The sequence below is a fragment of the Cytobacillus sp. SAFR-174 genome, from assembly GCF_051964675.1.
In the GTDB taxonomy this organism is placed as follows: domain Bacteria; phylum Bacillota; class Bacilli; order Bacillales; family Cytobacillaceae; genus Cytobacillus.
On sequence record NZ_JBQCMZ010000007.1, the window covers coordinates 74,210 to 94,419 of the forward strand.

General features: G+C 41.6%; 21 protein-coding genes and 1 other annotated feature. Of the genes, 20 read left to right on the plus strand and 1 reads right to left on the minus strand.

Going from position 1 to position 20,210, the window contains the following annotated elements; all coding sequences use genetic code 11:
• Positions 1–85 precede the first annotated feature (85 nt).
• The 19 genes from hflK (at position 86) to ACTHRG_RS09550 (ending at position 19,121) form a co-directional block, all read left to right on the plus strand.
• On the plus strand, positions 86–1,051 hold the full coding sequence (gene hflK, locus ACTHRG_RS09460) for an FtsH protease activity modulator HflK (RefSeq protein ID WP_440231066.1): 966 nt from the start codon (positions 86–88) through the stop codon (positions 1,049–1,051).
• Positions 1,044–1,976 (plus strand): protease modulator HflC, encoded by a 933-nt coding sequence (gene hflC, locus ACTHRG_RS09465; RefSeq protein ID WP_440231067.1) that lies wholly within the window; start codon positions 1,044–1,046, stop codon positions 1,974–1,976. Before hflK ends, hflC begins: the two co-directional genes overlap by 8 nt.
• A 335-nt stretch (positions 1,977–2,311) precedes the next feature.
• Positions 2,312–4,945 (plus strand): DNA polymerase I, encoded by a 2,634-nt coding sequence (gene polA, locus ACTHRG_RS09470; RefSeq protein ID WP_440231068.1) that lies wholly within the window; start codon positions 2,312–2,314, stop codon positions 4,943–4,945.
• A gap of 51 nt (positions 4,946–4,996) precedes the next feature.
• Positions 4,997–5,824: a DNA-formamidopyrimidine glycosylase gene (gene mutM, locus ACTHRG_RS09475; RefSeq protein WP_440231070.1), complete on the plus strand. Its 828-nt coding sequence runs from the start codon at positions 4,997–4,999 to the stop codon at positions 5,822–5,824.
• Between the two features lie 94 nt (positions 5,825–5,918).
• Entirely contained in the window at positions 5,919–6,554 is a 636-nt protein-coding gene (gene ytaF / locus ACTHRG_RS09480) for a sporulation membrane protein YtaF (RefSeq protein WP_076260677.1), read from the plus strand.
• 23 nt (positions 6,555–6,577) lie between these two features.
• The gene (gene coaE / locus ACTHRG_RS09485; protein WP_440231071.1) at positions 6,578–7,177 is read left to right on the plus strand and encodes a dephospho-CoA kinase; all 600 of its coding nucleotides are present in this window, start codon (positions 6,578–6,580) and stop codon (positions 7,175–7,177) included.
• 247 nt (positions 7,178–7,424) lie between these two features.
• Positions 7,425–8,456, plus strand: a complete 1,032-nt coding sequence (locus ACTHRG_RS09490) for a glyceraldehyde-3-phosphate dehydrogenase (RefSeq protein ID WP_440231073.1) — start codon at positions 7,425–7,427, stop codon at positions 8,454–8,456.
• 321 nt (positions 8,457–8,777) lie between these two features.
• The gene (speD, locus tag ACTHRG_RS09495; RefSeq protein WP_048008383.1) at positions 8,778–9,152 is read left to right on the plus strand and encodes an adenosylmethionine decarboxylase; all 375 of its coding nucleotides are present in this window, start codon (positions 8,778–8,780) and stop codon (positions 9,150–9,152) included.
• Positions 9,153–9,285: 133 nt separating this feature from the next.
• Positions 9,286–9,690 (plus strand): hypothetical protein, encoded by a 405-nt coding sequence (locus ACTHRG_RS09500; protein ID WP_076260671.1) that lies wholly within the window; start codon positions 9,286–9,288, stop codon positions 9,688–9,690.
• Between the two features lie 102 nt (positions 9,691–9,792).
• A complete protein-coding gene (gene nrdR, locus ACTHRG_RS09505) occupies positions 9,793–10,254 on the plus strand; it encodes a transcriptional regulator NrdR (RefSeq protein ID WP_048008385.1) in 462 nt (153 codons plus the stop codon).
• Positions 10,255–10,394: 140 nt separating this feature from the next.
• The gene (locus tag ACTHRG_RS09510; protein ID WP_440231075.1) at positions 10,395–11,825 is read left to right on the plus strand and encodes a replication initiation and membrane attachment family protein; all 1,431 of its coding nucleotides are present in this window, start codon (positions 10,395–10,397) and stop codon (positions 11,823–11,825) included.
• A complete protein-coding gene (dnaI, locus tag ACTHRG_RS09515) occupies positions 11,825–12,754 on the plus strand; it encodes a primosomal protein DnaI (RefSeq protein ID WP_440231119.1) in 930 nt (309 codons plus the stop codon). Before ACTHRG_RS09510 ends, dnaI begins: the two co-directional genes overlap by 1 nt.
• 417 nt (positions 12,755–13,171) lie before the next feature.
• A complete protein-coding gene (gene ytxC, locus ACTHRG_RS09520) occupies positions 13,172–14,056 on the plus strand; it encodes a putative sporulation protein YtxC (protein WP_076260666.1) in 885 nt (294 codons plus the stop codon).
• A 462-nt stretch (positions 14,057–14,518) separates the two neighbouring features.
• Positions 14,519–16,450: a threonine--tRNA ligase gene (gene thrS, locus ACTHRG_RS09525; protein ID WP_440231076.1), complete on the plus strand. Its 1,932-nt coding sequence runs from the start codon at positions 14,519–14,521 to the stop codon at positions 16,448–16,450.
• A gap of 240 nt (positions 16,451–16,690) precedes the next feature.
• Positions 16,691–16,814 (plus strand) — a sequence feature (ribosomal protein L20 leader region).
• A 176-nt stretch (positions 16,815–16,990) separates the two neighbouring features.
• Positions 16,991–17,494 carry a translation initiation factor IF-3 gene (gene infC, locus ACTHRG_RS09530; RefSeq protein ID WP_048008086.1) on the plus strand — a complete coding sequence of 168 codons (504 nt, stop codon included), beginning with the start codon at positions 16,991–16,993 and terminating at the stop codon, positions 17,492–17,494.
• A gap of 14 nt (positions 17,495–17,508) precedes the next feature.
• A complete protein-coding gene (rpmI, locus tag ACTHRG_RS09535; protein WP_009333215.1) occupies positions 17,509–17,709 on the plus strand; it encodes a 50S ribosomal protein L35 in 201 nt (66 codons plus the stop codon).
• 26 nt (positions 17,710–17,735) lie between these two features.
• Positions 17,736–18,095: a 50S ribosomal protein L20 gene (gene rplT / locus ACTHRG_RS09540; RefSeq protein WP_009333214.1), complete on the plus strand. Its 360-nt coding sequence runs from the start codon at positions 17,736–17,738 to the stop codon at positions 18,093–18,095.
• A gap of 118 nt (positions 18,096–18,213) precedes the next feature.
• A complete protein-coding gene (locus ACTHRG_RS09545; protein WP_048008087.1) occupies positions 18,214–18,486 on the plus strand; it encodes a DUF1294 domain-containing protein in 273 nt (90 codons plus the stop codon).
• Between the two features lie 65 nt (positions 18,487–18,551).
• A complete protein-coding gene (locus ACTHRG_RS09550) occupies positions 18,552–19,121 on the plus strand; it encodes a TVP38/TMEM64 family protein (RefSeq protein WP_076260660.1) in 570 nt (189 codons plus the stop codon).
• 27 nt (positions 19,122–19,148) lie between these two features.
• On the opposite strand, the gene ACTHRG_RS09555 is transcribed toward ACTHRG_RS09550, so the two are convergent.
• Positions 19,149–19,562 (minus strand): sigma-w pathway protein ysdB, encoded by a 414-nt coding sequence (locus ACTHRG_RS09555; RefSeq protein ID WP_076260658.1) that lies wholly within the window; start codon positions 19,560–19,562, stop codon positions 19,149–19,151.
• 141 nt (positions 19,563–19,703) lie between these two features.
• Between ACTHRG_RS09555 and ACTHRG_RS09560 the strand changes: the two genes are divergently transcribed.
• Positions 19,704–20,195 carry a dUTP diphosphatase gene (locus ACTHRG_RS09560; RefSeq protein ID WP_076260656.1) on the plus strand — a complete coding sequence of 164 codons (492 nt, stop codon included), beginning with the start codon at positions 19,704–19,706 and terminating at the stop codon, positions 20,193–20,195.
• Positions 20,196–20,210 lie beyond the last annotated feature (15 nt).

Consider the following 20,210-nt stretch of genomic DNA (forward strand, 5'->3'; position numbering starts at 1 on the left):
CTTTAACTTTTGTCATATTTATGAAACCTTTACGTAAATAAATCGTATGAAAAGTTATAGAAATTGCTGGGAAGGGGAGAGAGAAATGATCAGCTTAAAGCGGATTTATACAATCGCAGGGCTAATTATCGCAATTGTTATTTTAAGTATAGTTGCCTTTACAACATGGTATACCGTCGATGAATCGGATCAGGCAGTCATTTTAACATTTGGAAAAGTTGAGGAAGGCATTACGGAGCCGGGCCTTCACTTTAAATTGCCGTGGCCTGTCCAAAGCGTGGAGAAGCTTTCAAAGGAAACATTCTCACTGCAGTTTGGATATGAAGAAAAAGATGGCAAAATAAAGGATTTTCCCGATGAGACAAAGATGATAACCGGGGATGAAAATATCGTTCTTGCAGATCTGGTTGTCCAGTGGAAAATTACTGATCCGGAAAAATACCTTTATAATGCTGAGGAGCCGGAAGAAATTCTATATGATGCTACTTCCTCATCCTTAAGAAGTATTATCGGAGGATCGAAGATAGATGACGCGCTGACTTCAGGTAAAGCAGATATCGAAGCGGATGTCAGAGAGCTCCTAACCTCTTTAATTGGCAAATATGATATTGGCATATCCATTCTTGCAGTAAAACTCCAGGATGTCGAGCTGCCGAATGATGATGTAAGAAAAGCTTTTACGGATGTAACTGATGCGAGGGAAACCGCAAATACTAAAAAAAATGAAGCAGATAAATATAAGAATCAGAGAATGAATGAAGCAGAAGGTGAGAAGAAAGCACTTATCTCTAAAGCAAATGGGGAAAAGGCAGCCCGTCTCGAAAGAGCACGTGGAGATGTAGCAGTCTTTAATAAATTGTATGGGGAATATAAAAATAATCCTGATATAACAAGAGAGCGTCTTGTCATTGAAACCCTTGAGCAAGTTCTTCCAAGTGCAGAGATTTACATTATGAATGACGATGGAAACACTATGAAGTATTTCCCGATCAGGCCTCTGGAGAAAGAACAGGCTAAACCGAAAGAGGAGGGAGGCACGGATAATGAGTGATCAAAATATTGTGAATATCAATGAACGGGGCGGAAATTTCAAGTGGAGAAGCTATACCAAACTAGGAATCATCCTGGTGCTCATCATTGCAGGACTAGGGATATTGTTCAGCAACCTGTTTATTGTAAAGGAAGGGGAATACAAGGTTATCCGGCAATTTGGAGAGGTGGTCAGGATTGAGAGTGAACCTGGATTAGCGTATAAAATACCATTCATCCAAAGTGTTACCACACTTCCAAAATATCAAATGACTTATGACGTGTCTGAAGCTGAAATCAATACTAAGGACAAAAAGGTCATGATTATCGATAACTATGCAGTCTGGAAGATTGAGGATCCGAAAAAAATGATTTCAAACGCCAGAACATTGGAGGGAGCGGAGGCCAGAATGGAAGAGTTCATCTACTCCGTGACCCGCTCCGAACTGGGCCGGCTGAATTATGAAGAAATCATCAATGATGAAAAATCTTCACGAGGATCATTGAATGATCAAATCACCACAAAAGTGAATGAGCTGCTTGCAAATGATAATTATGGAATCACGGTAACAGATGTTCGCATTAAAAGGACTGATCTGCCGGCTGAAAATGAACAGTCTGTGTATACCAGGATGATTTCCGAGCGCCAGTCGACAGCCCAGGAATATCTGTCCAGGGGTGATGCCCAGAAGAATGTTATTATCGCTGAAACAGACAGGACCGTCAGGGAAATGCTTGCGAAGGCCCAGGCAGATGCTGAAGTCATTCGGGCAGAAGGGGAAGCGGGGGCCGCGAAGGTCTACAATGAAGCATTCTCAAAAGATCCTGAATTCTATTCCTTATTCCGGACACTTGAATCCTATAAAAAGACTATCAATGGCGAGACTGTAATTGTTCTGCCTTCTGATTCACCATATGCGCGTCTGCTGATGGGGAATACTAATTAAATAGCATTTAAGTGAAAAGCCGTTATTTTTCTTTCTCTATCTGCTCATGATAGAATAAAGGAAAATAACGGCTTATTTATTGTGGGCAAGGGCACTTGCCCTTTTCAAGTTAGACAACTGTCTAGCTGCAGCGCCTACCCCCTCGAGGTGTCGGGGGTGACCAAGGCGCTTCCGCTTTTCAAGTTAGATAACTGTCTAGCTGCAGCGCCTACCCCCTCGAGGTCACAAGCCAACCCTCCCAAAAAGGCAAAGAACGCCTTTCCGGGAGGCCCGTCTTGTGCTTGTCGGGGGTGACCAAGGCGCTTCCGCTTTTCTTAATAAGGAGGAGATATTAATTGGATAAAAAAAAGCTTGTTCTGATAGATGGCAACAGCATCGCTTATCGGGCATTTTTTGCTTTGCCGCTCTTAAACAATGATAAAGGAATACATACCAATGCTGTCTACGGATTCACCATGATGCTGCAGAGGATTCTGGAGGATGAAAAACCGACTCATCTCCTTGTGGCGTTTGATGCCGGAAAAACAACCTTCCGCCATAAAACCTTTAGTGAATATAAAGGCGGCCGGCAGAAAACCCCGCCTGAGCTATCAGAGCAGTTTCCATATATAAGAGAGCTTCTTGATGCTTATGGAATCTCGAGATATGAACTGGAAAATTATGAAGCGGATGATATCATTGGAACACTGTCCCTCCATGCCGAAAAAGATGGCTATGAAGTTAAAGTTATATCAGGGGATAAGGATTTAACGCAGTTAAGTTCCGATTCTGTCACAGTCAGCATTACCCGCAAAGGAATTACAGATATTGAAGAATATACGCCGGCTCATATAAAAGAGAAATACGGAATCACACCTGACAGGATTATTGATATGAAAGGCCTGATGGGTGATAGTTCAGATAATATTCCAGGTGTGCCGGGAGTGGGCGAAAAAACAGCCCTTAAATTGCTGAAAGAGTTTGGAACCCTTGAAGAGCTCTTGGAATCTGTTGATAAGGTGAGCGGAAAAAAACTGAAAGAAAAGCTGGAAGAATTCAGGGATCAAGCTTTAATGAGTAAAGAACTTGCTACTATCACGAGGGAAGCTCCCGTTGAAATAAAAGTTGAAGACATTGAATTTGAAGGTTTTGAAAAAGAGAAAGTTATAAGTATCTTTAAAGAACTTGGCTTTAACTCGCTGCTGGAAAAAATCGGCGGGGACACTGAAGCAATCGAAGAGAATCTGGATGAAATGGAATTTAGCATAGCAGACGAAATTAAAGAAGATATGTTTTCTGATGAAAATGCATTTTATGTTGAGCTTCTAGAGGATAATTACCATTATGCAGACATCATTGGTTTTTCCGTTGCGAATGATAAAGGGAATTTCTTCTTCTCCAAAGATAAGGCACTAGAGTCAGATGTTTTTAAAAAATGGGCTGAAGATGAAACGAAAAAGAAGACAGTGTATGATGCAAAAAGATCTGAAGTGTCACTCCGGCATCATGGGATTCATCTAAAGGGAGCAGACTTTGATCTTTATATTGCTTCATATATTATTAACCCGTCTCAGACTATTGAGGATATAGCATCTATTGCAAAAAATCATGGCTATCATGCGATTCAATCTGATGAAGCTTTCTACGGCAAAGGAGCAAAAAGGCGGATTCCGGAAGAAAAAGAACTTGGCGGACATTTAGCAAGAAAAGCAGCAGCCTTGATGACATTGAGGGAAAAGCTTGATAGTGATTTAAAGGAAAACCAGCAATCCGAGCTGTTTTATGACCTGGAAATGCCACTTTCTTTAATATTAGCAGATATGGAATCAACTGGAGTTAAAGTGGATTTAGAACGCCTGAGGACAATGGGACAAGATCTGCTCTCCAAATTAGATGAAATTGAAAAGCGGATACATGAGCTTGCAGGGGAAGCTTTTAATATCAATTCTCCTAAACAGCTCGGAGTAATCCTTTTTGAAAAATTGGGGCTGCCAGTCATTAAAAAAACGAAGACAGGCTATTCCACTTCGGCAGATGTTCTTGAAAAACTTGAGAACGCCCATGAAATAATCCGGGACATCCTGCACTACCGCCAGCTTGGCAAGCTTCAGTCCACTTATATTGAAGGCCTCCTGAAGGTAGTTAACAAGGAAACAGGCAAAGTCCACACCAGGTTCAATCAGGCACTTACCCAGACAGGAAGATTAAGCTCAACTGATCCGAACTTGCAAAATATTCCAATCCGTCTGGAGGAAGGGCGGAAAATCAGGCAGGCATTTGTTCCTTCAGAACCCGGCTGGGCTATCTTTGCTGCAGACTATTCCCAGATTGAATTGAGAGTGCTGGCTCATATTGCAGAGGATGAAAAGCTGATTGAAGCCTTTATTGAGGATATGGATATTCACACCAAAACGGCAATGGAAGTATTCCATGTTCATGCCGATGAGGTTACGTCCAATATGCGGCGCCATGCTAAGGCAGTCAACTTTGGAATAGTATACGGAATCAGTGATTACGGCCTTTCCCAGAGCCTTGGAATCACACGGAAAGAAGCCGGAAAATTTATTGACCGGTATCTTGAAAGCTATCCTGGTGTTAAGCAGTACATGGACGATATTATCCATGAAGCAAAACAGAAAGGATATGTCTCGACCCTTCTTCACAGAAGAAGATATCTGCCTGAAATTACAAGCCGGAACTTCAACCTGCGAAGCTTTGCAGAACGCACCGCTATGAACACGCCAATTCAGGGAAGTGCGGCAGATATAATAAAAAAGGCCATGATTGAAATGGCTGACCGCTTAAGAAAAGAAAAACTCAAAGCACGGCTTCTGCTGTCAGTTCACGATGAATTGATCTTCGAAGCACCTGAGGATGAAATAGAAACACTTAAAAAAATCGTGCCGGACGTAATGGAAAATGCAGTAGAACTGAAAGTTCCGCTTAAAGTTGATTACTCCTATGGTCCGACATGGTTTGATGCGAAATAATAGTTATCTGTATTTTGAATGAAGAAAATGCATGACAAAGGAGGGGTAACCATGCCCGAACTTCCTGAAGTTGAAACAGTCAGAAGAACATTGCAGGAATTGGTGATCGGCAAAACCATTTCACATGTTTCGGTTTTCTGGCCAAAAATGGTTAAGCATCCCGAAGAGCTTGGTCAATTCAAGGATGCTTTAGCAGGCCAAACCTTTCAGGACATTGGCAGGAGAGGGAAGTTCCTAATTCTCTACACCAATGACTATGCACTTGTGTCCCATCTGAGAATGGAAGGCAGATACGGCCTTTACGCTAAAGAAGAACCTGTGGAAAAACACACTCATGTCATTTTTCATCTTACAGATGGAACTGAACTCAGATACAAAGATGTTCGTAAATTTGGAACGATGCACCTATATGCAAAGGGTGAAGAACTTAAGACACTTCCTCTGGCACAACTGGGACCGGAACCATTTGCAGAAGAATTTACGGTGGACGACCTTGCTGCCCGGCTTGCCCGGACCTCCCGCCATGTCAAAACTGCGCTTCTCGATCAGAAAACGATCGTAGGGCTTGGCAATATATATGTGGATGAAGCTTTATTCCGTTCACGAATTCATCCTGAAAGAGCGGCAAATAGCTTAGCAAGAAGCGAATTGGAGACACTTCACAAAGAAATTGCAGATACCCTGAGAGAAGCGGTAGATAAAGGAGGGAGCACCATTCGCTCCTATGTTAATTCCCAGGGGCAAATTGGCATGTTCCAGCTCGAGCTTTTTGTTTATGGGCGAAAAGGCGAAGCTTGCAAAGTCTGCGGAAGCACACTTGAGCGGATCATAACTGGAGGCAGGGGCACAGTCTATTGTCCGGCTTGCCAGAGAAAATAATAATTCCGAATAGAGCTTAACTTCGTTTTGAATAACATTGGATGGGCTCCTTCCATATACTATCGTAGCGATTGACAGGGAGGAGCTCTATTCTATGGCGCATATATTCTCACTTTTGATACTTGCTTTTGCTGTCAGTCTTGACAGTTTCAGTGTCGGTTTAACATATGGTTTAAGGAAAATGAGCATACCATTTAAATCGATCAGTATAATCGCTTGCTGTTCAGCTCTCACATTAATGGCCGCCATGACCATCGGCCATTTAATAGAAGCCTTTCTTTCTCCGGCTTTAGCTGAAAGTTTAGGAGGAGTCATTCTGATTTTTCTCGGTGCCTGGGTCCTTTATCAATTTTTCAGGCCGGAAAAGGTGAAGGATGTCCTCCCGCATGAAAAGACAATTGTAAATCTGGAAATCAAATCTCTTGGGCTTGTCATTAATATTCTGAAAAAGCCGATGTCCGCCGATTTTGACAAATCCGGTGCCATCACAGGAATTGAAGCACTAATGCTCGGGCTCGCCCTATCACTTGATGCTTTTGGAGCGGGGATTGGTGCAGCTATGCTGGGGTACTCACCTTACTACCTGGCAATGACGGTCGCCGTTATGAGCTCTCTGTTTGTATTTATGGGAATGCAGGTGGGGGCTATTTTCTCAAAAAGCGGATGGGTCCAAAAGTTCTCATTCATTCCAGGCATTATTTTAATCGTAATCGGGATACTAAAAATTTAGCATTTATATGAAAGGAACACATTATGTCAATGACTGTAGGTTTGACAGGCGGGATTGCAAGCGGGAAAAGCACCGTTTCTTCTCTCCTGATCGAAAAAGGATATACTGTAATAGACGCGGATATAGAAGCGAGGTTAGTTGTTGAAATAGGAGAGGAAGCATATCAGGAAATTGTCCGTCATTTTGGGGAAAGAGTTCTTCTTAAAGACGGTTCAATTGATCGCGGAGAACTGGGCTCCATTATTTTTCACGATGAAAAAGAGCGGAAGACCCTGAATAGCATAGTACATCCTGCAGTCCGCAAAAGGATGACAGCCAAAAAGGAACAAGCAATCAGCCGCAATGAGCAGCTGATCATACTTGATATACCTCTTTTATTTGAAAGCAAATTACAATATATGTGCGACAAAACCTTATTAGTATATGCAGATGAAGTTATACAGCTGCAAAGGCTGATGCAAAGAAATCAGCTAACCGAGAAAGAAGCGATGGCAAGAATTCAATCCCAGATGCCTTTAAAAGATAAGAAGGCATTGGCCGATGCTGTAATTGATAATAATGGCACAATTGAAGAAACAGAAAAACAATTATGGGGTATTTTAAAAAAATGGAAAGCTGTCTGAGGAGCCTGTGACAGGCTCTTTTTTTGATGTGCTTAAAGCCTAATTAGTATGACAAAAATAATCAGCCATGTGTCTGTAAGATAGACTATTACCTTATAAAAAACAGAAAAAGCGTGAGCTGATATTTCTGAATTGTTGAACATTAAAAAATCCGCATTTTATTCATCACAAATGATCTTCAATATGTTATACTAATTACATCTTAGGGTAATAAAAAGTATAACACTAATGCGGAAGGGGCCGTAACATGAAGGCGAAAATAGCGATTAATGGTTTTGGAAGAATTGGACGTATGGTTTTTAGAAAAGCCATCCTTGATGAAAATCTTGAAGTGGCTGCCATAAATGCAAGCTATCCGGCTGAAACTTTGGCACACTTAATTAAATATGATACCAACCATGGACCATTCGAGGGAAGCGTTGTTCCGGAAGACAATGCTATTGTTGTGAACGGTAAAAGAGTTCAGCTTGTCAGCAGCCGGAATCCTGAAGAACTTCCCTGGAAAAAAATGAATATCGATATCGTTATTGAAGCTACAGGAAAGTTTAATTCCCGTGATAAAGCGGCTCTTCATCTTGATGCCGGCGCTAAAAAGGTCATACTTACTGCTCCTGGAAAAAATGAAGATGTGACTATTGTGATGGGCGTAAATGAAAGCGCATTAAAAATCGAAGAACATGATATTATTTCAAATGCATCCTGTACAACAAACTGCCTTGCACCTGTTGCAAAAGTCCTTGATGAACAATTTGGCATTGAAAACGGACTTATGACAACAGTTCATGCATATACAAATGATCAAAAAAATATTGATAACCCGCATAAAGATCTGCGCCGTGCACGTGCTTGCGGACAGTCGATCATCCCGACCTCCACTGGTGCTGCCAAAGCTTTGTCACTGGTATTGCCGCATTTAAAGGGCAAGTTGCATGGTATGGCACTGCGTGTGCCGACTCCTAACGTTTCCTTAGTGGATCTCGTGGTAGACTTGAAGCGGGACGTTACAATTGAAGAAGTGAATGCGGCATTTGCTACAGCTTCACAAGGATCGCTGCATGGCATCCTGGATATTACTGACGAACCGTTAGTGTCAATCGATTTCAACACAAATGAACACTCTGCCATCATTGATGGATTATCTACAATGGTAATCGGCACCAGCAAAGTGAAAGTGCTTGCCTGGTACGATAATGAGTGGGGCTATTCTTGCCGTGTCGTAGACTTGACAAAATATGTTGCACAGGAACTTTTTCAGGCATCTGCCGTAAAAGTTGGATAATTGCCAATCTCTTTTAAATAGAACTACCCATACCCTTAAAGCCTGCCATCCCCGGCAGGCTCCTTTTTTTGGACAAAATTAAATCCTGAGAAGGAAAAGTCTTCAGAAATTTTGCCAAAAAAAATGTAAAACAATGTGTTGCAAAAAGAAATTAAACAAAGTATACTAATCCTCGTGAACTTCTCCGAGGTTTTGGTATGGTAGCTACTTAAAGGGTTAGGACCTCTCTGGACTAACTTTCCCCCGTGGTAGTTATAGACCAGTATAAATCTGGAATTTCATTAATTAATAGCTTAAAAGTTTAAAGGGGGAAATTTGAATATGGAAACTATGGGTCGTCACGTTATCTCAGAACTTTGGGGATGCGATTTTGAAAAGTTAAATGATATGGATTTTATTGAGCAGACATTCGTAAATGCTGCATTAAAATCTGGTGCTGAAATTCGCGAGGTTGCATTTCATAAGTTTGCGCCACAGGGTGTAAGCGGAGTGGTGATCATCTCTGAATCTCATTTAACTATTCACAGCTTCCCGGAGCATGGCTATGCCAGCATTGATGTGTATACGTGTGGAGATCTTGACCCTAACATCGCTGCAGACTTTATTGCAGAAGCGTTAGGAGCTCAAACGCGTGAGAATATCGAAATTCCTCGCGGTATGGGTCCAGTTCAAGTTAAACAAGCTCAAGTACTTTAATACTAGAATGATCTTAGGCAATCCAGAGGTGTATCTGATACACCTCTTTTTATTTTGCTTAAAATCCATTGCCTTTAGTATCTTAATAAAAAATAGTACAATAAGGATACAAATAATATACGGAGGAAAGAGAATGTCAATTTTCAGGCAGCTTGCCAGCCGCTATAAAAAGCAGTGTGAAACAAATGAAAATCACTCTGACCCTGAGCTCGCTACAAGATATTATAGAACCAATACAGCACAAATGCTGCAGACGATTGAAGAGTTATTCAAAGCAGATCGCAATGTAAACATTCTCAGCATTTCTAAAGAACACGGCGAGATTGCAGCAGAACTTAAAAAAGACAAAACCTGTTTTGCGATTGTGACAGTCGTGACTGTCAAGCCTTTTGAAACGGCTGTAGATATCAATATTTCAACTGAGCAGTCCTCACCGGCAGGTGTGCATCCAATTCTTAAAAGAGAAGTACTTTCGATATATGAAAAATTAAATAAACGGCATGACTTTCTCGGTTCTGCAAGAAACGCAGATAAATAGTTGTACTTGTACTGTCAACTCCTTTTTTATAAGATAAGAGTATCAAATAATATTCGGTAATTTGTTTAAAGCCAACTTATAAAAAAATTCGGAGCTGATTGTATGAGATGCCCTTCATGCCAAAACAATAATACCCGTGTGCTCGATTCCCGTCCTGTGGATGACAGCCGATCCATCCGCCGCAGAAGGGAATGCGAGAAATGCGGATACCGGTTTACGACTTTTGAGAAAGTGGAAGAAATTCCGTTAATCGTTGTGAAAAAAGAAGGTACGAGAGAGGAATTCAGCCGGGAAAAAATTCTGAGAGGCCTTATTAAAGCTTGTGAAAAGAGGCCGGTAGCCCTTAAAGATCTGGAGGACATTACTTTTGAAGTGGAGAAAGAACTCCGCAGCAATGGTGTCTCTGAAATAAAAAGCGATGAAATTGGCGAAATGGTCATGGACAGGCTCGCAAATGTGGATGAGGTCGCATATGTCCGTTTCGCATCGGTATACAGGCAATTTAAAGATATCAATGTGTTTATTGATGAACTCAAGGAATTAATTAAAAAAGAACAATCGTAATCAGGACAGTTTTGCCGCTGCCGCTGATTTTTGATGAAATAGGCTGATGGGCTGAAGGTTTTTCTTTGGCTCTTTTTTTTGCGGGATATGCTTTTGATGAACATTCTAATAAAAATATTTTATAGAAAAAGGTGAACACCATGGCCCAGCATTGGCAGGAGATGCTCCCCATTGATCGATATACAGTAGCAGCCAGCGGGCTTTTGCATGATTATGACCGGAAAGTGCTGACACTGTTATATCAGCCGCTCATTGGCTCTGAGTGCTTCAGTTTGTATATGACTTTATGGGCAGAGCTTGAAGAAAACCGGCTATGGTCATCTTCAAATTCACACCATAGTTTAATGAATTTCATGGGGATGGGGCTTAAGGATATTTATGAAGCCCGTCTCAAGCTTGAAGGAATAGGACTTTTAAAGGTATATGTTAACAAGGATGAAGAGACAAGGTCATTCATTTACGAACTGCTTCCACCGCTGACACCTGAACAATTCTTTCTTGACGGCATGCTCAATATCTATCTTTATAAGAAGTTGGGCAAAAACCAATTTATGAGACTGAAGCGCTTCTTCTCGGATCAGAAGGTGCAGCCGGCCAGAGGGTACAAGGAAGTAACAAAGGCTTTCCAGGATGTATTTCAATCCGGGCACCCTGGTTCGTTTGACGATGAAGTGGTGCAGCTGATGAATGAAACAGATGAGGAAGGGTATATTGGAAGGCGTGAGCAGGAAGGCATTCAAATCGGGAATGAAGATTTTAATTTTGAATTGCTTCAGGCAGGGCTGAATGAATCGCTTGTACCAAAAAAAGCCCTTACAGTTAAAGTAAAGGAATCCATCAGCAATCTTGCTTTTTTATATGGAATCGACCCTATTCAGATGAAAAATATTGTCATCAGCGCCGTGAATGAAGATAATGAGATAAACATTGATGAATTAAGAAAATCTGCACGTGATTGGTATCAATTCCAAAACCAGGATATGCTGCCATCCCTGATTGACAGGGTTCAGCCTGCCAGCCATCAATCTCAAAAAAAGCAGCCTGAAACACAGGAAGAAGAATTGATCCGTTATTTGGAAATAACCTCACCAAGGCAGCTTTTAAAAGATATTTCCGGAGGAGCGGAACCTTCAAAAGGTGATCTGCAGATTATAGAAGATGTCATGTTCCAGCAAAAGCTTTTACCCGGGGTAATTAATGTGCTGATTCAATATGTTATGCTCAAAACAGATATGAAGCTGACCAAAGGGTACGTAGAAAAAATAGCAGGCCACTGGGCAAGAAAGAAGATTAAAACACCCCAGGCAGCTATTGAATTAGCTAAAAAAGAACATCGCCAATACCTTGATTGGGCAGAAGGAAAGAAAACAGCAGGCCCCACGGGGAACAAAAGGAAGCCGATCAGGACAGAGATGCTTCCGGACTGGTTTGATGAAAATAGCAGCAAAGCCTCCAAGAAGGAACAGGCCCAGCAGCCAAACAGCGAAAAGGAACAGTATGAGCGGGAAATGAAAAAAAGGGAACTTAAAGAAAAATTAAAAAAACTGCGATCACAGGAGGTGACTGATTGATGGAAAAAATTAACGAAACATTAAGGCGCCTTGCAGGCAATGAAGGCTTTCAAAAAAGATATGAAATGATGAGGAACCAAACGCTTAATCACCCTGAAGTCAAGGCTTTTATCCAAACTCATCGGGATGAATTGACATCTGAAAAGGTTGAAAAGAGTCTTAGCAAGCTCTTTGAATATACACAGCAGAGCAAGGAGTGCAATAAATGTCCGAGCCTGGAGGGCTGTGTGAATTTTATGCAGGGCTATCATCCTGAACTTGTGATTCAAAGAGGATCAATCGATCTGAAGTATGATAAGTGCCCGCGCAAGATCATGCACGATGAAAAGCGGAGAAATGAAAAGTTAATCCAGAGTTTATATGTGCCAACTGATATCCTTCATGCCACTTTTGACTCGATTTATGATGATGACGACCGCATTGAGGCTGTGGATAAGGCTGCATCTTTTGTAATGGACTACCAGCCGGGGTCCAAGCAAAAGGGGATCTACTTTTACGGGAAATTCGGTGTAGGCAAATCTTATTTGCTTGGTGCTATTGCCAATAAGCTTGCAAGCCGGAAAGTATCCTCCATGATTGTCTATGTTCCTGAATTATTCAGGGAATTGAAAAATTCAATTGGAGATCAGACTCTGAACAGCAAGATGGAAACCATTAAGAAAGCGCCTGTTTTAATGTTTGACGACCTTGGTGCAGAAACCATGTCCAGCTGGACAAGGGATGAGATTTTAGGGCCGATTCTGCAGTTCCGCATGCAGGAAAGCCTCCCAACCTTCTTCACTTCCAATTTCGACCTGCAGGGCCTCGAACATCATTTATCCTATAGCCAGCGCGGCGAGGAAGAGAAAATGAAAGCAAGAAGAATCATGGAACGCATTAAATACCTTGCTGAACCGGTGCTTGTAGAAGGACCGAACAGGAGAGTATAATCTGAAAGCTGCCGATAAAAACATCGGCAGCTTTTTTCATTATAGCTGTTTTCACAAGGGTTTGTTGCTATTTGTATATTATTCGCTGAGTTGATTGCAGCGGAAGGTACGAGATCCTCGAAAATGCATTCGCATTTTCTTCGTGCGGTGTTTTTTCCGGGAAGTTTATTCAACGTCCTGCGGGAGTAGCGGGACAGGTGAGACCCCGCAGACGCGGAGCGTTGAGGAGGCTCACCGCCCGCCCCGCGGTTCGCTGAGCAGCCTGGAGCGGAAATCAACGGGTAATATTGATAGTAACAATTTTTTCTAAAAGAACATATAATATCGTTTAACCCACTAAATGACCAAACCCCACTTCTAACTTGGCCAAGTCCGCCATATACATAGAATAGAGATTTGTATAAAGGGGGGATTTGGTTGATCGAAATCATTTTCCAGAGCAGCATGGATGCGAGGAATTTTTATGAGCATCTTTATGAACAGCTGCAGTCTTTTTGTCATTGTGATAATAATATTCTTCATTTTGAAGATCAACATATAGTCAGAGTTTCTGCTGGAAATAGCGGCAATATCCTGAATACTGTTAAGACAGCATTCTTTCAATTTATCGTGAACCAGAAGCAGGATGATTGGTTTAAACGGATACTGATGGAGCATTATTATTATGATGATGAAGGCGAGCAGCAGCAGATCCTTGAAATCATTCACTCTATCCTGGAAGGAAGCCGTGAGGATCTTGCTGCGTTTGTCAGTGGACTGAATGTAAAAGAAAGCCTAAAAAGCGCAATTGATCAGTTGTTTCAAAATAACATTTCCTTTTCTTTTGACTCATTCGTAAAATTCCGGATGCGCCCGCTTATGAATGAAATGACCAAGTATGTGGAAGTCTCCATCGATGAGTACAAAATGGAACAGGAATATCAGATGTTCATTCATACATTAAGAGATTTCCTGTCAGGCAGGCAGCCAAAAATGAATACGATCCATGTCCTTATGGATGAAGGTGTTTATTTTTATGATGAGCAATTGTGTGAAATTAAACGCGGCGAGCTCTTAAGAATGATTGACCGCAAGCTATTATCCAATCATCCTGTATATGTGGATTCAGTTACAATTGCGCCGCTGCTCTCTATAGCGCCTTCAGCTATTTATCTCTATTCAGATGATTTTGACCAGCCGCTGGTCAGAACAATCCGCAATATTTTTGAAGAAAGGCTTCAATTAAGCCCTCTTGCAGCATTTTATCATTATCAAAACGCCCATTCTTATGCTGATAATGAAAAATGTAAAAGATACCCTTGATTTTCCTGAAATAACAAACTATAATAACCTACATATTACAAAAATCAAGCAAAAGTTGCGATGAGGATACGGGTATTCTAATACGGTTTAAAGAGAGGGAAGGCAAGGCTGAAACCTTCCTAACACGATCTGAATGCTTACCGCCTCTGAACTCCAGCCAGGAAATGGGCTGGCGGGAAAAGACCGTTATCTTACTACAGAGTCGTTTGTCTTCTATGAAAGCGAGAAGTAGGGTGGAACCGCGTGTTAATAATAACTCGTCCCTTTTTTAGGGACGGGTTTTTTTATTTTTAGTGTAAAACGCGTTTTAGGAGCAAAATCTGAATCCAGCTCCAGCGCCTAGCCCCTCGAGGTCACAAGCCAATCCTCCAAAAAAGGATAGAACGCCTTTTTAGGAGGCTCGTCTTGTGCTTGTCGGGGCTGATCGAGGCGCTTGCGCTTTATAATAAGGGAGGAAATATCATGTCAGAAGTTGTTAAAGTTTCGTTTCCGGATGGAGCTGTAAAGGAGTTTCCAAAGGGAACGACAACAGAAGATATTGCAGCTTCGATCAGCCCGGGCCTTAAGAAAAAGGCAATTGCCGGAAAGCTGGATGGAGGAATGTATGATCTTCGCCGTCCAATCGAAAAGGATGGAGCTATTGAAATTGTAACACCGGACTCAAACGATGCCCTGGAGGTTCTTCGCCACAGCACTGCCCATTTGATGGCTCAGGCAATCAAGCGTTTATATAAAAATGTAAAGCTTGGGGTAGGACCAGTCATTGAGGGCGGATTTTATTATGATATCGACCTGGAAGAATCGCTTTCACCAGAAGATCTTCCAGTGATTGAAAAAGAAATGAAAAAGATTATTAATGAAAACCTTGATATTGTCCGCAAAGAGGTCAGCCGCAATGAAGCGGTTGAGATGTACAAAGAAATAGATGACGAATATAAACTTGAACTGATCGAGGCTATTCCTGAAGATGAAACAGTGACAATCTATGAGCAGGGCGAATTTTTTGACCTCTGCCGCGGTGTTCATGTTCCTTCTACAGGCAAATTGAAAGAGTTCAAACTATTAAGCATTGCCGGAGCGTATTGGAGAGGCGACAGTGACAATAAGATGCTTCAGCGGATCTATGGAACAGCTTTCTTCAAGAAAGAAGACCTGGCAGAGCATTTGCGTCTCCTTGAGGAAGCAAAAGAGCGTGACCACCGTAAAATCGGCAAAGAGCTTAACCTGTTCATGAATTCGCAAAAAGTAGGCCAGGGCCTGCCAATGTGGCTTCCAAAAGGGGCGGCAATCCGCCGCAATATCGAGCGCTATATCGTGGATAAGGAAGAAAGACTGGGCTATGACCATGTCTATACTCCAATCATGGGAAGCGTGGATCTTTATAAAACATCCGGCCACTGGGATCATTACCAGGAAGACATGTTCCCTGTAATGGAGATGGATAACGAACAGCTTGTTCTGCGTCCAATGAACTGCCCGCATCATATGATGATCTATAAGAATGGCATCCACAGCTACCGTGAACTGCCAATCCGTATTGCAGAGCTTGGAACAATGCACCGCTATGAAATGTCAGGAGCCCTATCCGGCCTTCAGCGTGTACGAGGCATGACTTTGAATGATGCACATATCTTTGTAAGACCTGACCAGATCAAGGAAGAGTTTAAGCGCGTAGTACATCTGATCCTCGAAGTATATAAAGACTTCGATATCAATGACTACTCATTCCGTCTTTCCTACAGAGATCCGCAGGATACTGAGAAGTACTTTGATGACGATGAAATGTGGGAAAAAGCACAGGCAATGCTTAAAGAAGCGATGGATGAAATCGGCCTCGATTATTTTGAGGCAGAAGGCGAAGCGGCTTTCTACGGTCCTAAATTGGATGTGCAAGTTAAAACTGCGCTTGGCAAGGATGAGACACTATCTACTGTCCAGCTGGATTTCCTGCTTCCAGAACGTTTTGACCTGACATATGTAGGGGAAGATGGAAAGCCTCATCGCCCGGTCGTTATCCACCGAGGAGTAGTTTCCACTATGGAGCGTTTTGTGGCATTCCTGATTGAGGAGTACAAGGGAGCGTTCCCAACTTGGCTTGCCCCAGTTCAAGTCCAGGTCATTCCGGTTTCTCCTGATATTCACTTTGATTATGCGAAAAAAGTCCAGGAGCAGCTTCAGGCAGAGGGCTTCCGCGTTGTGCTGGATGACCGCAACGAAAAAATCGGATATAAGATCCGTGAAGCTCAAATGCAAAAAACTCCATACATGCTTGTTGTTGGAGACAATGAAGTTGCTGAAAAAGCTGTCAATGTCCGCAAATATGGAGAGCAAAAATCAGAAACTATTTCATTTGAGGACTTCATCTCAGCACTAAAAGCTGAAGTTAAACGATAATAATCAAAAAGGGCTGCAGCACGTGCTGCAGCCCTTTTTGATAAGTTATTCCATAGAACATTTAAGAGCCGGATGAGACAAACGAAGGAGCTGGCATTAAATTCATTTTGAAAAAATATTAAAATCGTATTGCCAAAATCAATTAATTTTGTTATGCTTTTCTTCGTTGTGATAAAAGTTATTCGTTTGACACGGAATCATTCTTTGTGATATAGTAGCTAAGGTAAATGAATACAGTTTGAGGAAAAGAAGAAGCACCCGCTTCTCACCTGATTGACGCAAAGCGCAGTTGGCAGGTTTTACGTGAACATTTTCTGTTTATATACGTAAGTGTGGGTGTTTTCATCCGCACTTTTTTATTTGGTTAAAAACAGCTCTAATTCCGTCACGGAAGAGAAATGTTGCATAACTTGCGATTCAGCTTTGGTCCGGTGCAGCTTACAGCTTTAAAGTTGTCTGCTAAGCAGGCGCTTGCGCTTTTCTTGACCCAAACGTTGTGTTCGCATTAAACCTTGGAGGTGTCTAGCTATTAGCAAAGATATGTTGTTAAACGAGGGCATTCGCGCCCGCGAAGTCCGTCTTATTGACCAAAACGGCGAGCAGTTAGGTATTAAATCAAAATTCGACGCACTTGAAATTGCTTCTCGTGCCAATCTGGATCTTGTTCTGGTTGCACCGAGTGCGAAACCTCCGGTAGCCCGTATCATGGACTACGGAAAGTTCAAATTCGAGCAGCAGAAGAAAGATAAAGAAGCTCGCAAAAACCAGAAGATTATCAGTATTAAAGAAGTTCGTCTTAGCCCGACTATTGAAGAACATGACTTTAATACAAAGCTTCGCAATGCTATTAAATTCCTTGAAAAAGGCGATAAAGTAAAAGCATCGATCCGATTCAAAGGACGTGCCATTACCCATAAGGAAATTGGCCAGCGTGTACTAATTCGATTCGCACAAGCATGCAATGAAGTTGCAATAGTGGAATCACATCCAAAAATGGATGGCCGAAGCATGTTTATGGTGCTAGCACCGAAAAACGACAAGTAAGAGGAGGAATTCCCATGCCAAAAATGAAAACTCACCGCGGCGCTGCTAAGCGTTTCAAAAGAACAGGTTCTGGTAAACTGAAGCGTTCTCATGCTTACAGAAGCCATATGTTCGCGAACAAATCACAAAAGCAAAAGCGTAAGCTTCGCAAAGGAACTCTTGTTTCTTCAGGCGATTACAAGCGCATCCGTAACTTATTAGTAAATCTTAAGTAATATCTCGAAATTAGGAGGGAAATAATATGCCACGTGTAAAAGGCGGTACAGTTACTCGCAAACGTCGTAAAAAAGTCATCAAATTAGCTAAAGGTTATTTCGGTTCAAAACATACATTATACAAAGTTGCTAACCAGCAGGTTATGAAATCCCTAATGTATGCTTACCGCGACCGTCGCCAGAAAAAGCGCGACTTCCGCAAACTTTGGGTTACTCGCATTAACGCAGCAGCTCGCATGAACGGTCTTTCTTACAGCCGTTTAATGCACGGTTTAAAGCTTGCTGGCATCGAAGTTAACCGCAAAATGCTTGCTGAATTAGCAATCGCTGACGAAAAAGCATTTGCTGAATTAGCATCAGTTGCAAAGCAGCAGCTTAGCAAGTAATAATTTATACAATAGCCATTCCCTATGGGGATGGCTTTTTAATTTGCTTTTGATGGACAGAAAGCTTCTATTTCATTTAAGCTCAATACAGACTTAATACATATAAAGGAGAAAGCTCATGATTAAAACAATTGCTCTTATCTATCTGATCATGAATGTGATTGGCTTTTACCTGATGAAGCTTGATAAAGAAAAAGCAAAACGGAATGAGTTCCGTATAAGCGAGAAGAACCTCTGGATCACAGCCTTTTTGAGCGGGGCAGCGGGAATGACTTTGGGTATGAAGACCTTCAGGCATAAAACGAAGCATGTTCAGTTTAAATGGGGACTGCCTTTCTTGGCATTGCTTGAAGCAGGCCTGCTATTGTACCTGGTTATTCAATTGTCATAAACAGTCAGCGCCATCCATAAGCTTTAGGGAACAGCAGGAAAGTCATCGGGGAGAGGTGGAGGCACATGAATGATCAATTGACTTTATTGTTTGCTATGGCAGAGACTGCCGGCATTCTTGCTCCCATTGCTTTTATCTTTTTTCATATTATCCGGCAGTTTCTATTTATTCCGGTACCGCTTGTCTGCATAACAGGGGGAGTTCTTTTTGGCAGTTTTTTTGGCTCTGTTTTCTCTCTTGCAGGGTTAATGATCAGCAGCATTCTTTTTTATTTTCTAATCACAAAAATGCCGGGGACGCATGAGAAGCTTTCTTTATTAAAGAGGCGGTGGTTCGGGGAGTATCGGAATTTAACTGTCGGCCAGGTTGCAGTTTTAAGGCTTATCCCTTTTATTCATTATCATTTATTGAGCTTTTGTCTGATGGAAAGAAACAAGGGATTTAATCAGTTTCTTAAAAATTCATGGATCACTAATATGCCGCTGGCTGTTTTTTATACCGTTTTCGGAGAATTCATCAGCCGATTTACTCCTTCAATGATTGTCCTGATTTTGCTGTCACTTTCTGTTTTAGTATTTGTACTGAGGGAAAAGGTGACAGTTATTAAATGGAAGGAATTCTTCAAAACAGCATAAAAAACGTTCGGGGATGCCGAACGTTTTTTAAAAATGATCCTTAATTTCCTCGCCTGGAGAAGCTGTTTTATGCATGAACTCCTTCACAGGGCTTTTCCAGTCAATTTTTGCAGTAGGATAGGCCTCGCTTATCTTTCTTTCAATAAAAAGAAAATCCTCCCTTACCATCCCTTTAAGGGCCGATGTATTGTGTGGCCAGAGGAAAATAGAGACCACATCAAAAGCATTATCGGTGGTACCCAAATACTTTTCACCTTCAAATAAAACTCCTTTATACGTAATCAGGAAGTTCTTCCTGACATTTTCCTGGTCATCCCAAAAATAATATCGTTTCTGTTCGTGGGCAAGCTCTAGCTTTCTCTTGGAATTGAGCAGATATTTTACCGTGGTGTATATAAGAAAAAGAATCAGAGCAAACAATAGCATACGCAGGAGCCACATAGTAACCAGCCCTCCATTATTATTTTCCTTACTATACGGATGAGCTAAAAAAAAGTTTCAACTTTTTTGCGATTTGTTATAATTTTTTTGATGGGCATTATAATGTAAGTTAATCATTAATTTCATATAGGACGGTGGAAAATGAATTATCAGCAATTATTCCAAATGCAAAAAGGGCTGGACAGCCATATAGAATCAAACCATGGTTTAGAGGAAGAAGACTTATTTGACCGTAAGATACTGGCGCTGCTTGTTGAATTGGGAGAGCTTGCAAATGAGACAAGATGCTTTAAGTTCTGGAGCCTTAAGACTTCCTCCCCTCAGGAAACAGTATTGGAGGAGTTTGTAGACGGTATACATTTCATTTTATCGCTTGGAATTGAATGCGGATTTGACGTGGAAAAGGACTTTACTGTTTCGGTGGAAAAGGAGGTTTCAGTGAATGGCCAGTTCTTGTCTGTTTATGAAGCTATCGGAAAGTTTCGGACCAGCCGTTCTTTAACGGATTATAAAGACCTTATTGCAGTCTACTTACATCTGGGGGAAATGCTTGGATTTAACTCTTCGCATATAGAAAAAGCATATATAGACAAGAATGAAGTAAATTATAAGAGGCAGGCTGAAGGATATTAAGCGATTTTTCCGCCT

Bases quoted from the DNA above. Each gene is read 5' to 3' on its own strand.
- hflK (WP_440231066.1), top strand. From the start codon at position 86: ATGATCAGCTTAAAGCGGATTTATACAATCGCAGGGCTAATTATCGCA.
- hflC (WP_440231067.1), top strand. From the start codon at position 1,044: ATGAGTGATCAAAATATTGTGAATATCAATGAACGGGGCGGAAATTTC.
- mutM (WP_440231070.1), top strand. From the start codon at position 4,997: ATGCCCGAACTTCCTGAAGTTGAAACAGTCAGAAGAACATTGCAGGAA.
- ytaF (WP_076260677.1), top strand. From the start codon at position 5,919: ATGGCGCATATATTCTCACTTTTGATACTTGCTTTTGCTGTCAGTCTT.
- coaE (WP_440231071.1), top strand. From the start codon at position 6,578: ATGTCAATGACTGTAGGTTTGACAGGCGGGATTGCAAGCGGGAAAAGC.
- ACTHRG_RS09490 (WP_440231073.1), top strand. From the start codon at position 7,425: ATGAAGGCGAAAATAGCGATTAATGGTTTTGGAAGAATTGGACGTATG.
- speD (WP_048008383.1), top strand. From the start codon at position 8,778: ATGGAAACTATGGGTCGTCACGTTATCTCAGAACTTTGGGGATGCGAT.
- ACTHRG_RS09500 (WP_076260671.1), top strand. From the start codon at position 9,286: ATGTCAATTTTCAGGCAGCTTGCCAGCCGCTATAAAAAGCAGTGTGAA.
- nrdR (WP_048008385.1), top strand. From the start codon at position 9,793: ATGAGATGCCCTTCATGCCAAAACAATAATACCCGTGTGCTCGATTCC.
- ACTHRG_RS09510 (WP_440231075.1), top strand. From the start codon at position 10,395: ATGGCCCAGCATTGGCAGGAGATGCTCCCCATTGATCGATATACAGTA.
- dnaI (WP_440231119.1), top strand. From the start codon at position 11,825: ATGGAAAAAATTAACGAAACATTAAGGCGCCTTGCAGGCAATGAAGGC.
- thrS (WP_440231076.1), top strand. From the start codon at position 14,519: ATGTCAGAAGTTGTTAAAGTTTCGTTTCCGGATGGAGCTGTAAAGGAG.
- infC (WP_048008086.1), top strand. From the start codon at position 16,991: ATGTTGTTAAACGAGGGCATTCGCGCCCGCGAAGTCCGTCTTATTGAC.
- rpmI (WP_009333215.1), top strand. From the start codon at position 17,509: ATGCCAAAAATGAAAACTCACCGCGGCGCTGCTAAGCGTTTCAAAAGA.
- rplT (WP_009333214.1), top strand. From the start codon at position 17,736: ATGCCACGTGTAAAAGGCGGTACAGTTACTCGCAAACGTCGTAAAAAA.
- ACTHRG_RS09545 (WP_048008087.1), top strand. From the start codon at position 18,214: ATGATTAAAACAATTGCTCTTATCTATCTGATCATGAATGTGATTGGC.
- ACTHRG_RS09550 (WP_076260660.1), top strand. From the start codon at position 18,552: ATGAATGATCAATTGACTTTATTGTTTGCTATGGCAGAGACTGCCGGC.
- ACTHRG_RS09555 (WP_076260658.1), bottom strand. From the start codon at position 19,562: ATGTGGCTCCTGCGTATGCTATTGTTTGCTCTGATTCTTTTTCTTATA.
- ACTHRG_RS09560 (WP_076260656.1), top strand. From the start codon at position 19,704: ATGAATTATCAGCAATTATTCCAAATGCAAAAAGGGCTGGACAGCCAT.